At 50.7% G+C, this 14,928-nt stretch carries 14 protein-coding genes; 3 read left to right on the forward strand and 11 right to left on the reverse strand.

Features of this window, described 5'->3' with window-relative positions; translation table 11 throughout:
- Nucleotides 1–36: 36 nt before the first annotated feature.
- The gene (locus tag ACLIN2_RS17085) at nucleotides 37–1,041 is read right to left on the reverse strand and encodes a substrate-binding domain-containing protein (protein WP_411501657.1); all 1,005 of its coding nucleotides are present in this window, start codon (nucleotides 1,039–1,041) and stop codon (nucleotides 37–39) included.
- Nucleotides 1,042–1,141: 100 nt separating this feature from the next.
- Nucleotides 1,142–2,134, reverse strand: a complete 993-nt coding sequence (locus ACLIN2_RS17090; RefSeq protein WP_411501658.1) for a LacI family DNA-binding transcriptional regulator — start codon at nucleotides 2,132–2,134, stop codon at nucleotides 1,142–1,144.
- A 177-nt stretch (nucleotides 2,135–2,311) separates the two neighbouring features.
- Here ACLIN2_RS17090 and ACLIN2_RS17095 point away from each other — a divergent pair, with 177 nt between their 5' ends.
- The gene (locus ACLIN2_RS17095; protein ID WP_411501659.1) at nucleotides 2,312–3,280 is read left to right on the forward strand and encodes a sugar phosphate isomerase/epimerase family protein; all 969 of its coding nucleotides are present in this window, start codon (nucleotides 2,312–2,314) and stop codon (nucleotides 3,278–3,280) included.
- A gap of 82 nt (nucleotides 3,281–3,362) precedes the next feature.
- Nucleotides 3,363–3,644, forward strand: coding sequence for a hypothetical protein (locus ACLIN2_RS17100; RefSeq protein ID WP_411501660.1), 282 nt, complete (start codon nucleotides 3,363–3,365; stop codon nucleotides 3,642–3,644).
- Nucleotides 3,645–3,734: 90 nt separating this feature from the next.
- On the opposite strand, the gene ACLIN2_RS17105 is transcribed toward ACLIN2_RS17100, so the two are convergent.
- The 4 genes from ACLIN2_RS17105 to ACLIN2_RS17120 all read right to left on the reverse strand — a co-directional run bounded on the left by ACLIN2_RS17105 (nucleotide 3,735) and on the right by ACLIN2_RS17120 (nucleotide 9,416).
- Nucleotides 3,735–4,415 carry a metallophosphoesterase family protein gene (locus ACLIN2_RS17105; protein ID WP_411501661.1) on the reverse strand — a complete coding sequence of 227 codons (681 nt, stop codon included), beginning with the start codon at nucleotides 4,413–4,415 and terminating at the stop codon, nucleotides 3,735–3,737.
- A 132-nt stretch (nucleotides 4,416–4,547) separates the two neighbouring features.
- Complete coding sequence (locus ACLIN2_RS17110) at nucleotides 4,548–4,877, reverse strand: hypothetical protein (protein ID WP_411501662.1); 330 nt, start codon at nucleotides 4,875–4,877, stop codon at nucleotides 4,548–4,550.
- Between the two features lie 7 nt (nucleotides 4,878–4,884).
- Complete coding sequence (gene parC, locus ACLIN2_RS17115) at nucleotides 4,885–7,440, reverse strand: DNA topoisomerase IV subunit A (protein ID WP_411501663.1); 2,556 nt, start codon at nucleotides 7,438–7,440, stop codon at nucleotides 4,885–4,887.
- Nucleotides 7,441–7,442: 2 nt separating this feature from the next.
- Entirely contained in the window at nucleotides 7,443–9,416 is a 1,974-nt protein-coding gene (locus ACLIN2_RS17120) for a DNA gyrase/topoisomerase IV subunit B (protein WP_092266810.1), read from the reverse strand.
- A 392-nt stretch (nucleotides 9,417–9,808) separates the two neighbouring features.
- Here ACLIN2_RS17120 and ACLIN2_RS17125 point away from each other — a divergent pair, with 392 nt between their 5' ends.
- Nucleotides 9,809–10,186 carry a general stress protein gene (locus ACLIN2_RS17125; RefSeq protein WP_092266809.1) on the forward strand — a complete coding sequence of 126 codons (378 nt, stop codon included), beginning with the start codon at nucleotides 9,809–9,811 and terminating at the stop codon, nucleotides 10,184–10,186.
- 68 nt (nucleotides 10,187–10,254) lie between these two features.
- On the opposite strand, the gene ACLIN2_RS17130 is transcribed toward ACLIN2_RS17125, so the two are convergent.
- From ACLIN2_RS17130 to ACLIN2_RS17150, 5 genes are all read right to left on the reverse strand, one after another.
- Nucleotides 10,255–10,557, reverse strand: coding sequence for a DUF1292 domain-containing protein (locus ACLIN2_RS17130; RefSeq protein WP_092266808.1), 303 nt, complete (start codon nucleotides 10,555–10,557; stop codon nucleotides 10,255–10,257).
- A 145-nt stretch (nucleotides 10,558–10,702) separates the two neighbouring features.
- On the reverse strand, nucleotides 10,703–10,873 hold the full coding sequence (locus ACLIN2_RS17135; protein WP_170184275.1) for a hypothetical protein: 171 nt from the start codon (nucleotides 10,871–10,873) through the stop codon (nucleotides 10,703–10,705).
- 31 nt (nucleotides 10,874–10,904) lie between these two features.
- Nucleotides 10,905–11,771 (reverse strand): ABC transporter permease, encoded by an 867-nt coding sequence (locus ACLIN2_RS17140; RefSeq protein WP_411501664.1) that lies wholly within the window; start codon nucleotides 11,769–11,771, stop codon nucleotides 10,905–10,907.
- Entirely contained in the window at nucleotides 11,771–12,700 is a 930-nt protein-coding gene (locus ACLIN2_RS17145) for an ABC transporter ATP-binding protein (RefSeq protein ID WP_122959412.1), read from the reverse strand. The genes ACLIN2_RS17140 and ACLIN2_RS17145 overlap by 1 nt, the downstream gene beginning before the upstream one ends.
- Nucleotides 12,694–14,928 carry a hypothetical protein gene (locus tag ACLIN2_RS17150; protein ID WP_411501665.1) on the reverse strand — a complete coding sequence of 745 codons (2,235 nt, stop codon included), beginning with the start codon at nucleotides 14,926–14,928 and terminating at the stop codon, nucleotides 12,694–12,696. Before ACLIN2_RS17150 ends, ACLIN2_RS17145 begins: the two co-directional genes overlap by 7 nt.

Genomic DNA, 14,928 nt, shown 5'->3' on the forward strand with positions numbered 1-14,928 from the left:
TGCGTGGCCGTCCTCTCCTGTGTGTATCAGGCAAATCTAATAATTTGCATTCGGGTCGTAGAACTTGTCGATGTTGTCTTTCGTAATGGGTGTAGCCTCCAGCATGGTGACCTTCTCTGCCGGAGTCTTTCCATTCACGATATCTGCGGCAAGCTTGACAGCGTCTTTCACCATCAGAGGCGAATACGTAAATGTGGCTTGCATCAGTGGGTCGCCGTCTTTGATCAGCTTATACACATCCTTATGACCACCCGCACCTGTTACGACTTTGATGTCGGTGCGTTTTGCCTCTTTAATCGCCTGCAGCACACCGAGGGCCATTTCGTCGTCATGCGTGTATACAGCATCGATCTGAGGCTGAGATTGCAGAATATTCTGCATAACGTTTAAAGACTTTTCCTTCTGGAAGTCACCCGATTGGCTAACGATGACTTGCATGTCTGGATGGTCCTTGATCGCTTCCCGGAAGCCATCGCTGCGCATCGTCGTAACGGAGCTAGGTACTCCGATGATTTCGACGATCTTGCCTTTGCCCCCAAGCTTGTCGACCAAATAAGCTCCTGCATGGGACCCAATGCCTTTGTTGTCGCCCTTTACCAGCGCAGTGAAATCGTCACTCTCCAGTTCCCGGTCCACTACGATCAGCGGAATGCCCGCATCCTTTACTTTTTTCGCGACCGGGGTCATGGCAGCAGATTCGATCGGCAGCATGACGATGGCAGACACTTTCTTTGAAATCAGGTCTTCGATGTCATTCGTCTGCTTGTTAGGATCAGCCGCAGTGGTAATCACATACTTGAGACCTTCTGCTTTTGCTTCGTCCTCCGCATTCTTGATGACTGCCCCCAGCCAACCGTGGTCAGCAGCGGGAAACGACATCCCAATGACTTTCTCTGCAGCTGCTGGTGCTGGAGTGCTTCCACTTCCTTGACCGCTAGAAGTGTTTCCCCCGCCAGCAGAGCCACCTCCTCCGCAGCCTGCCAGCATCAGCATACCGGCGAGTGCCACAGTTGCCCATTTGCCTACATGAAAGCGCTTCATGCATTCTCCCCCTTTGTTTATAAAAGATAACCCGGGTCAACCCAGCTGCAAGCGTTTACAAGAAACCCGGGATAAAGCCCTTCTCTTGGGCAGCCAGCCCTCACCCCATCGTGGATTCCCGGATGATCAGCTCGTAGTCCATGACGATGCTATCTACTCGCTCTTGTGGTGATGCGATCCGCTTGATCAGCATGCGTGCTGCCTCACACCCCATCTCGTACATCGGCTGCGATACCGTCGTCAGGCTGGGATTCATCATGCTCGCAAATGGAATATTGTCAAAGCCTACAACAGCTATGTCATGAGGCACTTTCAGCTCCGCTTCCTTGATGCTGCGCAGGGCTCCGATCGCTAACGTGTCGGAAACAGCAAAAACGGCAGTGGGACGTTCCTCCAGTGCAAGCAAAGATTTCATCGCTCGATGGCCACTTTCAAAATGCAAATCAGTATGAACGATATAACGGCTTTCCACAGGGATGTCAAACTCCCGCAATGCCCGCAGATAGCCTTCCTGGCGAAGTCTCGCATACAAAAAACGTTCATCTGAATTGATGATCGACACGCGTTTGTGTCCCATCATTAGCAAGTGCTTCACGGCTTTATACGCTGCTGTCTGGTTGTCGATCGACACGTATGGGGTCTGATCAGTCTCGCTGTATTCACAGCATTGAATCACGGGGTACTCATCCCCCAGCTGTCTGATACTCGCCAGATCAACCGCAGGATCCATCGAGATGACGCCGTCCGCCATGCGATTTCGCAAAAGATCCAGATAGACGTTTTCACGATCCGGATCGGAATCTGTGGTGCATAACAGGGTGTTGTAATGGTTGCGTCGTGCGATGTCTTCTATTCCCTGCACGATTTTAGAGTAAAACGGATTGGAGATGCTTGGTACGAGGACGAGGAGCATTCGGCTTTCCGCACAGCGGAGATTTCGCCCGAGCATGTTCGGGTTGTATTGAAGGCGCTCGATGACATCCTCGACCTTGGCTCTCGTTTTCGCAGAAACGGAGGCGTGATGATTCAAGACACGAGAGACGGTCGCAACGGAGACGCCCGCTTCCTTTGCTACTTCCTGAATAGTTACCATATGTCTGGAGTATCCCTTCAAAATTGTAATCGATTACAAGGATAATGTAGCGGACGCAGAGCCTAAGTGTCAATAAGTTTTTTGAATATTTTTATATTATTGACGATTCGGATTCTCTTGATCTAGTATGTTTCATGTAATCGATTTCATTTTGATTCGAATGCGGAGGTGATTTGCATGCATCTAGGTGTCTTCACCGTTCTCTTTTCCCAAAAATCATGGGAGGATATGCTCGATCTCGTCGCAAACCATGGCTTGAAAGCAGTTGAGCTCGGAACCGGCGGCTATCCGGGAAACTCTCACTGCCCTCTCGACGAATTGCTAGACAGTCGGACAAAGCAGCAGCAATTTCTTGCGGCCATTCACTCGAGGGGGCTTCGTATTAGTGCTCTTTCCTGCCATGGCAATCCACTTCATCCCCAAAAGGCAATCGCGCAGGAAGCAGATCAGCTCTTGCATAAAACGCTGCAGCTTGCAGAGCAGCTGGAAGTGCCCGTCGTCAATACGTTCTCGGGATGCCCTGGGGATTCCGACCACGCCTTGTATCCGAATTGGCCCGTGACTCCCTGGCCCCACGACTTTCAGGAGCTGCTCGACTGGCAATGGAAGGAAAAAGTCTATCCGTACTGGACCCAGATTGGTCAGGTCGCACAGTCCCGGCATGTCAAAATCGGTCTGGAGCTCCACGGCGGCTTTTCTGTCCATACGCCTGGCACTCTCCTGAAACTGCGAGAGCGTGCAGGTGAAGCCATCGGAGCCAATCTCGATCCCAGCCATTTATGGTGGCAGGGCATTGATCCTGTACAGGCGATTCGCATACTCGGACGCGCCGACGCGATTCACCATTTTCACGCCAAGGATACAGCGATTGATCCGATCAATTTGCCTATGCATGGGGTCACCGATATGCAGCCCTATACGAAAATGCTGGATAGAGCCTGGCAGTTCCGCACAATCGGTTATGGTCACGATCTGAAAACGTGGGCAGACATCATGAGCACTTTGCGCCTCGTCGGTTATGATGATGTGGTGAGTATCGAGCACGAGGACGGCTTGATGTCCATCGAGGAAGGCTTTCGTCGGGCAGTCCAGAACCTGCAGCAAGTCTTGATCAGCGAGCCTCTGCACGAGATGTGGTGGGCATGACAGAAGGGTTCTTTTTCTTTCTAGCTATATGAGCCAGAAAAATGTTATTATTTGGTAAAATATAGCAGGATGGTGATTCCTTTTGTTTAAACGCTACACCAACAAATATGCGAGATGGGTACGAGCCATGGCTAAGACGGCTGCGATCATGAGTGGGCTCCTTGGATTTTTGCTATTACTGGACGATTCTTTTTTTCTTCAAGCCTGGTCTACCATTTTTTCCTCCATTCTGGGTCTGATACTGCTTTTGGGATTTGCTGAGATCATCGAGTGCGTCTATCGGATGTATCAAAGCACGGAACCCCGCATCCTGAAAGAAAAACGGCTTTCCGCTGAGCCTGAAGTGGAAGCGGAAATTTCATAAATCCCAATGAAAACCAAAAATGCCCGCTCATTCCTGCTCGTCCGAAACGAGAGAAAGAATGGCGGGCACATCCCTAATGCTGCACGATCGTTATTTAACCGAATATACCTTTTTGCTCGGCAATTCCAGGCAGTTCAGCTGGCCGCCAAAAACAGCGCCACCATCGATGCCAATAATGTTATTTTCCCCGAAGTACACGTCATTTTTCCCGTGCAGACCTTCCGTCGGGGTATGACCGAAAACAACTGTCTTTTCGCCTTTGTAGCCTTTATGAAACTCCTCGCGAATCCACATCAGTGTGTACGGATCTGTTTCATGGATCGGGGTCGTCGGATGCACGCCACCGTGAACAAAAATGTACTCTTCTGTCTCGTGGTAGCATTGCAAACCTTTCAAAAAGGAGAGATGCTGCTCCAGCTCCGGTGTCAGCTCCAGTGTCTGCGGCGCGCCGTTTTCTTGCTCCGCTGCAGGATGCCCGTAGCTTTCCATCGTTTTATAGGCTCCATTGCGAAACCAACGCTCGATGAACACTTGGTCCTGTTCGAACGACTTGATCATCATATGATCGTGATTTCCCATCAGGACGATGGCTCCTTTGTCGTGCAGCTCCATGACCTTGTCCAAAACTCCTTTGGAAGCTGGCCCACGATCTACATAATCTCCCAGGAGAATCAATCGATCCCTTGACGGATCGTAGTTTACTAGTTCCAAGAGCGATTCCCACTTCTCCAATTCCCCATGGATATCACTGATTACCAACATGCGTTCCATTCTCTGCTACCTTCTTTCTCTTGCTTGCTCTCCCCATTTTACGCCCACCACTTGCCTATGACCAGTCCAAAACGTCAGGAAGAAAAACAGCCCTGGCTCGGATGCTCCGATACCAAGGCTGTGTCGATGTAATTAGACAGGAGAAAACTCGGATAGCACCGTCTCCTGACGAACGGTTTCCCCGGTAGGCAAGACTACGAGAAGCACACCCTTGCCTTCCCCCTCTTCCTTTTCCTCCCAGTCGATAGAAAACGGTACACGTGTGAAGGCATTGTCCTCATTCGTGCATACCAGCATGGCACGCAACGTCTCGGACGTCATAGGCACTGGCACACTGGCTCCCGCTTCACTCGGAATCGAGAGCCATTTCGGCGCATCTTCGAAATATTGTACCGTATCCAGGAGCAAGGACAGCTGCTGCCAGTTTAGTGGGGATACAAACGCTTCAAACGGACGAGACATGCCGCTATCACTCCTTCTCCTCGGCAGATCGCTGATCAAACAAGCTGAATTGATTATCTGTCGTTTTCTGTCCGGATCCTTGGGGAGGTGCTCCTTCGCCCGGGTTTTTCGGCGATGCTTCCTCTTTCCCTTCTTCCGTTGGCAAAACCGTTTCAAATGCAACTGCTTTGGCTCCGCCCTCGACGATCGCGCGGCCGATTCCACCCTGTTCGTTTACGATCACTTGATCGGTATCCACCAGGGACCATTCGTTTTGCGCCGTCCAGGCATAAATCGTTTCCTCGATGCTGCAAGCAATCAGTTGATGCGGGTTGTTCTTCCGTTTGCGAATCAGTGTGACACCTTTACCCGCACGGCCTTGAAGCGGGATGTCGGAAATCGCCGTCCGTTTTACCACTCCTTCAGTCGTCAGCAGGCTGAAATCCCGCGTGTCATCGGCCTCAACTGGCATCATCTTGATAACATCGTCACCCGTGGCAAGCGCAATGGCTTTTACCCCGCTGGAAGCTCGTCCTGTTGGACTTACCTCTGTTCGCAGAAAGCGGATTCCCATGCCGTCTCGTGTCGCACCCAGAATACCACCCTCATCATTTACCACGAAGGCAGCGATGAACTCATCATCCTCGGATTTGAGCTTCGCGGCCACAAGCGCTCCGGAACGATTGGTCTCGTACTCGGACAAGGCTGTTTTCTTGATCAGGCCCAGTCTGCTCACGTGGTACACGTACAGAGGCTGCTTGAAGTTCTCGACAATGGTAAAGCCTACGATCTTCTGCTGCTTTTCAAGCGGAATCACGTTGACGATGGCCGAACCGATATCCTTCCATTTGTCGTCCGGGAAGGAATTGACCAAGGTCGCAAAGTATTTGCCGTCCTGTGTGAAGAACAGCGCGGTGTGGGACGTATTGGTCTCCACGAAGTACCTTACCCTGTCGCCTTCTTTGACACCACAGGTCTCGAGCGTTCCCCCCACCGACTTAAAGGAACGAGGGCTGGTTCGCTTGATGTAGCCTTCATTGGTGAGCGTCACAATGCAATCCTCCGCATTGATCTGCATGGCAATGTCGATTTTGATCTCCTCGATCTCACCCTGAATTTCGGTTAAGCGTGGTTCTGCATACTTTTTCTTGATCTCGTTCAGCTCGCCCGTAATCACCTGAATGAGTTTCTTTTCGCTGCCGAGAATGGATTTGAGCTCCTCGATTTCTTTCGCCAAGGTCGCCAGCTCCTTCTCCAGCTTCACGATGTCCAGCCGGGTCAAAGACGCGAGCTGAATTGCCAGAATCGCATCTGCCTGCAGATCGGTAAACCCGTACTTCTCCATGATGTTGCGCTTGGCATCAGCACGATCCTCGGAATCCATGATCGTATCGACGATTTGTCGCAAAATGGATTTGGCACGAATCAGACCTTCGACGATATGCTCCCGATGCTGTTTTTTATCGAGATCGAACTGGGAACGTCTCGTGACGACCTCTTTTTGGTGATCGATGTACGCACCCAGCAGCGCTTTGAGGCCCATCTGCTTGATCGTACCCTCATGGATCACGTTCATGTTGTAGTTGTAATAGATCTGCAGATCGGTATTTTTGTACAAGTAGTTGAGAATCGCCCGTTCATCGGCTTCCCTGCGAATATCGACGACGATGCGCACCTTTTTCTGTTCCGCCTCTTTACGGCCCGTTTCGTCACGAACCGCGATCGCACCCTCGATTTTTCGTTCCATCACGAGCTCATCGATCTGCGCGACAAGCTTGGACTTCACGACCTCGTAGGGGAGCTCGGAAACGACGATCTTTTTCACCTTGCCGCCTTTTGGCTCTTCCACATGAGTCTTCGCACGGATGATAAACTGCCCTCGTCCGGTTTCAAACGCTTTTTTGATGCCGGATACACCTTGTACGATCGCACCTGTCGGAAAATCCGGGCCTTTTACATGCTCCATCAGCTCATCCAGCGTGATGGTTGGCTTTTTCATCTGCGCGACAGCCGCATCGATGATTTCCCCCAGGTTGTGCGTCGGAATGTCCGTTGCAAACCCTACCGCGATCCCTGATGCTCCGTTGACGAGCAGGTTGGGAAAGCGCGATGGCAAAACGGCTGGCTGCTGTGCCGAGTTGTCGTAGTTCGGGATAAAGGTCACGGTATCTTTTTCGATATCGCGCGTCATCTCGTTTGCCAAAGCCGACAAACGGGACTCGGTATAACGCATCGCCGCTGGCGGGTCCGCGTCCAGACTACCGAAGTTACCATGTCCCTGAATCAGCACGTGGCGCATTTTCCACCACTGAGCCATCCGTACCATCGTCTCATAAATGGCGGAGTCGCCGTGCGGGTGATAGGTACCCATTACGAAACCGACTGTTTTGGCCGATTTGCGGTACGGTTTGTCGTTTGTATTGCCTTCCTCGTACATCGCATAAAGAATCCGTCGCTGTACAGGCTTGAGACCATCCCTGGCATCCGGAATCGCACGGGACAGGATGACCAGATTGGCATAATCTCCAAAGCGCTTGCCCATGATTTCAGCAAAGCTTTGCTCAATAATCTGATTGGACAGCATGCTTATTCATCCTCCCCCATCTCAAAGGTGACATGACTCTCAATCCACTCACGTCGTGGGGGAACTTTGTCACCCATCAGCACGGTGACCAGTTTTTCCGAATGAGCGAGGTCTTCCAACTGCACTTTAATCAGTTTGCGTGTCTCCGGGTTCATCGTGGTCTCCCACAGCTGATCCGGATTCATCTCACCCAGACCTTTGTAGCGCTGTACCTCTGCCCCACGGCCCGCTTGCTTTAAGGCCTGCTCTAGGTCGTAATCGCTCCAGCAATAAACGCCCTCTGCTTGCTTGCCGCCTCGGCCTTGCTTTTTCACTTGATAAAGCGGTGGTTGAGCGATATACAGATGTCCTGCTGCAATCATCGGACGCATGTAGCGGAAGAAGAACGTCAGCAGCAAAGTCTGAATATGTGAACCATCGACGTCCGCGTCAGACATGATGATGACTTTATCAAACGCACAATTCTCGATGTCAAACTCTTCCCCGATATCCGTTTCGAGCACTTCCAGAATGGTGCGGAACTCTTCGTTCGCCAAGACCTCCGATAGCTTTGCCTTTTCCGTATTCAGCGGCTTTCCTCTCAGGCTAAATAGTGCCTGAAACTCGGAGTTGCGCGCCTGCTTGGCAGAACCGCCCGCAGAATCCCCCTCCACGAGGAACAGCTCGTTTCGCTTGGAATCCTTGTACTGGGGCGGTGTGAATTTCTCCGAGATCGATTTGCGCTTTTTGGAGGTCTTGCCTTTTTTGTCTCCACGCAAAGCTTCCCGCTGCTTTCTCAGCTCTTCGCGAATTTCTGCCGAGCGCAAAGCCTTGTCGATCAACAGCTTTCCGATTTCCGGATTTTCCTCCAGGAAGAAGCCCAGCTTCTCGGATACGATCTGCTCCACGATGGCTCGCGCCTCTTCATTCCCCAGCTTGTCCTTGGTCTGCGATTCAAACTGGACATCAGCCATTTGCAGCGAGAGAACACCGAGGAAGCCTTCACGCAGATCATTCCCCGTGAGATTGGGATCCTTGTCTTTCAGATACCCTTTTTTACGGGCAAATTCGTTAAAGATCCGGGTCGTCCCGTTGCGAAAGCCTGTTACGTGGGTTCCGCCGTCGCTGGTGACAATCGAGTTGACGTAGGAAACGAGCGTTTCAGCGTAACCGTCGTTGTACTGGAATGCCAGCTCCACGTAGACGTTATCCTTTTCCCCTTCGAAGTACACGATCGGGTGAAGCGCATTTTTGCCTTCGTTCAAATAAGCGACATAGGATTTCAGACCATCCTCGAAGTAAAACTCCTCACGCTTTTTCTCCGGTCCGCGCTCATCGATCAAAACCATCTTCAGCTTTTTCAGCAAGAAGGCGGTTTCGCGAAAACGGTCGCGAATCGTTTCGTAGTCAAAGCGAACGCTGCCGAAGATCGCTTCGTCCGGCAAAAAACGGACGGTCGTCCCAGTGCGCTTCGTATTGCCAATAATCTCAAGGTCTGTCACCGGCTTACCGACATGCTCGATTCCTTTTGCATCGACCTGATATTCAAAGCGTTGCTTATGTATTTTCCCTTCGCGGTGAATCTCGACCTCCAGCCATTTGGACAAAGCCACAACCACGCTGGAGCCAACTCCGTGCAAGCCACCGCTTTTTTTATACCCGCCGCCGCCAAATTTCCCCCCGGCGTGCAGAGTCGTAAAAATGACTTCTGGCACAGGACGGCCTGTTTTGTGCATACCGGTAGGAATCCCACGACCGTGGTCCTCTACGCTTACACTGCCATCCTTGTACAAAGTCACAATGATGCTATCGTTCACGCCTGCCAGCGCTTCATCCTTCGCATTGTCCACGATCTCCCACAAGAGGTGATGGAGTCCTCTGCTTCCGGTAGAGCCGATGTACATGCCTGGCCGTTTGCGAACGGCAATCAAGCCCTCGAGGACCTGAATATCTTCTTCGGTATACGTTAACGTATGAAGTGTGTCTGTTTCCTTCAATCGCGTTCTCCCCTCTACATTAAGCAACTTCCTAAAAAGCCTCTACTCCTGAAGCTCCCTTTACCAGAAGCTGGTTTCTTCTTGAGAAGATGGCAAAACAATACCAGGTACCTGTTTTTCCATTTCATGTGCCCAAAAAAGCGAACACTTAATCGCTATTGTACCGTATGCTTCCCATTGTATTCAATCCTGGTATCGAGATGGGGCAAAAAAGCCACCTCGCCCCGTGCGAGATGGCCGATTTTCAACAGATGATAACCAAGATATAGTGTAGCATTACTGGTAAAGAAAGGTCAAAGAGAATGCATCAACTTTTTCCATTCATCCACCTGCAAAGGCTGGGCAACCTAGTAAGGCATCGATTCCTGACGTGAAAAAGGGGGGAACCAATCGTGATAAGTGCAACCAAGCCATTTGTGAAATTCCACCGGTATGATCAAGAGCTTGTCTCGGATATTCAAGCGTTGAATTCATCGGGCTACCACAAAGACGATATTTGGGTTCTAAAGTGGAATCCGGATAAAAACCATTCGAACCAAAGGGACAATTTTTATAAATACAGCACCCACTTTGAAAGTGCCGTCGGTGACATCGACAGCAAAGCGCATTTCTTTGACAACGGCGGAGAAGAACTGCGCACACGTCTGGAAAAGCTCGGCCTGACCAAAGACGAATGCTCGTCCCTCGTGCGGGAGCTTCAGGACACGGATTACACATGTCTCTTGGTCGTTCGTGATCTGAAGGACAATATCATCAAGATGAATGACTGACAAAGGGAAAATCAAAAGCCACTGCCTGGATCAACCCAAGCGGTGGCTTTGCCTTTGAAATGAATCGATTAGTCTTCCTTGATCAGTTCGATTCCCTCGAGGACTTCGTTCAGCTTCGCATACACGGTGCTTTCCTCGTCTTCTTCGAGTGGAACCATTTCGCCGCCGTCAACTTGGAAAACGAAGATGTCTACTTCCTCGTCCAGCTCTTCTTCGCTTTCTTCATCTTCAATGGCTTCAGTCAAGGCAATATATTCTTTACCGTTCAGGTCGAACATAGCGATTACTTCAAAATCACCCAACGGTTCACCATTTTCGTCATCCAGAGTAATGATGTCGCCCAATTCAAGGTCTTTATTTTCTTCCGTCAAAGCGTTCACGTCCTTACGATGTTATAGGTTCTCGATTCCATCATACCGTTTTTTTCCGGTATAAGCAAACAGGCGAATATAACAATCCTATATAGCATGCCCCTTCATCAAAACAACCTACCTCAATGGGCAGGTTGTCCAGTGTCTACTCGTTGTATTCTTCCAATACACCTTTTTCCAGCAAAAATGCTTCCTCTGCCTGCAAAATGGTGATGATCGCTTCTCGCTTGACATATGTCCCAGCAGAGGCGAGGCGCTTCTCGATAAAACGCAGCATTTCTTCAAAGTCGATGACTTGTACCTCTTGATTGCTCATCATAAAACCTCCTTTTTCCAACACAACTCTCTTAGTTTACACGATTCGGGCGTTTCTTCCAACCCCACCATTTCCTCCGGATCGGCTTCAGCAAATACGCACTCAAGCAGATTAGCACGACCGTCAGCACGAGGTAAAAACAAGAAAAGAAAAGCCATGGGGAAAAGGCAAGCTGATCGATATCGGCGAGTGATTCCCCAAGAATCCCAAACAAAACGACGACGGGATTGATCCCGGCCAGCATCTGAAGTCCGGGCAGATTCCACACCTCGTTGTTTGGGAATTGCTCAGGATACGCTTGCTGCAAGGACTGCCCCATAAAATAAAAGAGCAATCCTGTTCCGACGATAAAGCAAAACGCAATGCCGTACGAGGTAATCGTACTCACTGAAGTCCGCTTGATCCAGATCGAACAAAACAGGCCGAGTGTCCCTAGAAACAGCATGTTCACCCCGAGAAAGACGACCAGCTGAACCATTTGTTCTGGCGAGACACTCCCGTACAGGATGACAATGCTGTATAACGGCATGGATGCCACAAGCAGCAACGCCGAAAAGGCAAGCGAGGTGATGAGTTTGCTCAAGACGATCGTACTTGGGGAAAGCTGGGTTGTCAGCAAAATCTGCAGGGTCTGTCGCTCCCTCTCCCCACTGATCGCTCCCGCCGTGAGAGCAGGTGCAACAAAGCACACCATGGCGTAATGGATACTGGCAGACAGGAGGAACAAGCTGCGATTTTCCCCTAGAGCACTCGCCCGTACAGGATCCATGAGCAAAAACCCCAAAGGAATCCCACCCATGATGAGCAAGTAGAGCCCTAAAATGAACATCGTTTTTTTCGAGCGAAATCTCTCCCGCATTTCTTTCACGAGAATCGGATTGAAGAAAAAGCTCTCCATCACCCACCCACTCCTTCTGTGATGGCCAGAAACACATCCTCCAAATTCTCTTTGGCATCGCCATAAAAGACTACGTCAACGCCTGCCGCAATCAATTCATGCAGCAATCCGGCTTTTTGCTGCTCTGTTCCGTCAAAGCGAAAACGAAACTCCTCGACATACTCGTTCAGTTGGCTGACAAATGGGCATTCGTCCAAGATACGAGCGGCTAATTCTTCTTCTGACAACGTTCGCAGGATCATCTGCTTTCGACTGCGGTTTCGTTGACTGATATCACGGACGGGACCGCTTGCGATCATCCTCCCTTGCTCAATCACACCGATCTCGTCACAGAGCTCAGCTAACTCAGGCAAAATGTGCGAGCTAATCAGAATAGTTTTGCCCATGCCACGCAGTTGCTTGATGATCTCTCTCAGCTCTATGCGGGCCCGAGGATCCAAACCGGAAGCGGGCTCGTCCAGGATCAGTACAGACGGATCGTGCACCAGACTGCGCGCCAAGCTCAGCCGCTGCTGCATACCACGAGAGAGGGAGTCCACGTAGGCGTCCGCTTTATGCGAAAGGTTGACGAGCTCCAGCAGGTCAGCGACTAGGGCTGGCCTTTTCCTTGCAGGGATCTTGAATGCGCCTGCGTAAAACTCCAAATACTCTACCGCTGTCAGGTTGTCATACACACCGAAAAAATCTGGCATGTAACCGAGCGATTGACGCACCGCCTTGGGATTTTTCCGGACATTTTCGCCACATACGAACGCTTCTCCCTCTGACTGTTCAAGCAGGGTAGACAGGATCAGCATCGCCGTTGATTTTCCTGCACCATTTGGACCGATGAAGCCATATACCGTTCCTTGCTTCACGGAAAAATTCAAGTCCGTCAGCGCATGAAGCTGACCATATCGTTTACTGATGTGAACCATTTCAATTACCAAGCCTGCTCCCTCCCCTCTACCTGAAAGAAAGGCGTTGGCAGTGTGAGTCGAGGTGAAGCATGATGGGTAAAACGCAGGAGGAGAGTACCTCTTGGCGTCATCATTTCTTGCAGCTGCTTGTCCACTACAAGTCGTTCCCCTCGTTTGAGCGCTATCCATTTGCCTGTTCTCTGAGAAAAGACCTCGATATGAAAGGGTCGAAATGAACTGTGATCCAAAGGAACCGTCAAGCGCTCGACTTTCAGCCCAGTTCCGGCTGCATCCAGTTCGAATGTGATGCTGCCTTTTCCCAGCTCCCACAGATAAGGTGAATTCGAATCTACTTCACCGCTCGTATCGCTTACGGAAATGCCCAACAGTCCGTATGGATAGGTGACCATTCCCTTCTCGTCCGCTTCCAGACGTACGGTCTGATGGACGACATTCCAATAGTGCGCGAGATGCGGCTCCTGCATGGAGAGCAAAGGCAACGGCTCTGTATTCACTCCTATTACGCGCAGCTTGTTTTCACGACTGAATGAGATCACATTCTCTTTTAATTGCTCCAGCCGCTCTTCAGGCGACAGTTTTTTATTCCCCTCTCCAGTACGCGGCATCAACAAAGGATCGAGCCGGATGTCGACCTGTTTTTCTTCGCCGATCGCCAGTGCGCCGATAGGAATTCGCTGCAAACCGACCTCGACAAAAGCGGACTCCATGGCAAAACGGGTATGATTGGTCACACTGCCTTGCAAACGGTCTGCATTTACGGTCAAATGCGCAGTAAAAGAGCCTGCATCCCGCAGAGTTCCGAAACCGATGGCTTGCTTCGGCGTAAGATAGGGGACATTTCGAAACGAAATCAGCTGATTCCCTGCCGTAATTCCTTCTGGCACGTAGTCATTTTTCCCCATGGATAGCGGCAATGCGACCATCAAAGACTGTCCATCGATATCGTACTGATTTTGATCGACTGCTAAAAAAGTAGCAGCTGTCCGGGTTTGCGCGAGCTGCTCATCTACGATTTGAACCTCCGAGATTTCGTAGCTTGCACTCGACTTTACGACGAGTGGTTTCCCAAACAGATAAATGCCTACCGTCATTAAAACAGCAGTAACCGGAATCACGCCCCATGCCCACTGCCTTCTGCCCTTTCGTTTCAGCAAAAGGTAGACAGCGGGAGCGATGACCACGATATAACCGCACCAAAGTACAACCATCCAGACGGGGGCTGGCGTTTGTACTCCGGGGATCTGCTTGCTTAACTCCAAAAAGGGATGTAGCATCTGATCGCGGAAAGGACTATTCTCCAGCTGGGAAAGTGCCCCGTGCTGCATCATCACATTTTGCCAAAGCTGGGAGTTGTGCTGCCAGGACGCCAATGGCTCGGCAGTGACATCGTAATTGACGAAAAGAATCCTTCCCTTGCCAACCGCTTTTGCGCTGAACAAAGGGAGGTCGCGATTAAAAACAGCAAGGCTGCCTTCCGGAATGGCCTTTTCATCCGTATAGCGTTCAATGGCCTGCTTCAGGTTTGCCTGCCCGCTGCGACCTGTCTCTACTGGCATGTCTGCTTGAAACGGTTCTACCACCTCATCTTGTCCGGGGCCAGCCGACAAAATGAGCAGCCCGCCTGTTTGAACCCAATCCCGGATCGCGTTGACCTGTTCAGCTCGCAGGCTCCCCACCAGCTCACTTCCCATCGCCAGCACGTCCAGATTCTGATAGAGCCAAGCACTGTCAGGGAGCTTGTCTACCGCGAGATTTTGAATCGTGTAAGGAATTCCTTTCGTCACTTGAGAAGGCTGCAACGCCAAAAAATGAAAGGCACTTCCCCCTTGATGGACAACACCTATGGTTCGGCCGTCTTTTGGGTAAGGCAATCGCAGCTTCTCCACCTGAACCACTTGACCATTTTCCGTCAAACGTACATACCAATCATCAAGCAATACCTGTGACGGCATGTCAAAGGTAATCGTAGCATCCTTCCCCGCTTCGATATTAACCTGCTGGCGCCATGCGGATTCGTGCAAGCGTTTCGCCGACTTATCCTTTGTCAGATCAACAAAGCCATGGAAAGGCGTTTCTTGAGGCGCCAAATTCACTTCTACTCTCGTCCATGCGTTGTATTTGCTTAATCCGCCCAATGGAGCGTTTACGTTTATTTCTATGTTGCTCTCTGCTTCAACCGGCTTTACTGAAAATAACAGCCAGAAAACAGCGAAGAACAACATCCATTTCCCTCTCAT

Origin of the sequence: Brevibacillus centrosporus (assembly GCF_046622605.1) — a bacterium.
In the GTDB taxonomy this organism is placed as follows: domain Bacteria; phylum Bacillota; class Bacilli; order Brevibacillales; family Brevibacillaceae; genus Brevibacillus; species Brevibacillus centrosporus.

Coding starts and splice junctions, on each gene's coding strand:
- ACLIN2_RS17085 (WP_411501657.1), bottom strand. CDS start 1,041: ATGAAGCGCTTTCATGTAGGCAAATGGGCAACTGTGGCACTCGCCGGT.
- ACLIN2_RS17090 (WP_411501658.1), bottom strand. CDS start 2,134: ATGGTAACTATTCAGGAAGTAGCAAAGGAAGCGGGCGTCTCCGTTGCG.
- ACLIN2_RS17095 (WP_411501659.1), top strand. CDS start 2,312: ATGCATCTAGGTGTCTTCACCGTTCTCTTTTCCCAAAAATCATGGGAG.
- ACLIN2_RS17105 (WP_411501661.1), bottom strand. CDS start 4,415: ATGGAACGCATGTTGGTAATCAGTGATATCCATGGGGAATTGGAGAAG.
- ACLIN2_RS17110 (WP_411501662.1), bottom strand. CDS start 4,877: ATGTCTCGTCCGTTTGAAGCGTTTGTATCCCCACTAAACTGGCAGCAG.
- parC (WP_411501663.1), bottom strand. CDS start 7,440: ATGCTGTCCAATCAGATTATTGAGCAAAGCTTTGCTGAAATCATGGGC.
- ACLIN2_RS17135 (WP_170184275.1), bottom strand. CDS start 10,873: ATGAGCAATCAAGAGGTACAAGTCATCGACTTTGAAGAAATGCTGCGT.
- ACLIN2_RS17140 (WP_411501664.1), bottom strand. CDS start 11,771: ATGGAGAGCTTTTTCTTCAATCCGATTCTCGTGAAAGAAATGCGGGAG.
- ACLIN2_RS17150 (WP_411501665.1), bottom strand. CDS start 14,928: ATGAGAGGGAAATGGATGTTGTTCTTCGCTGTTTTCTGGCTGTTATTT.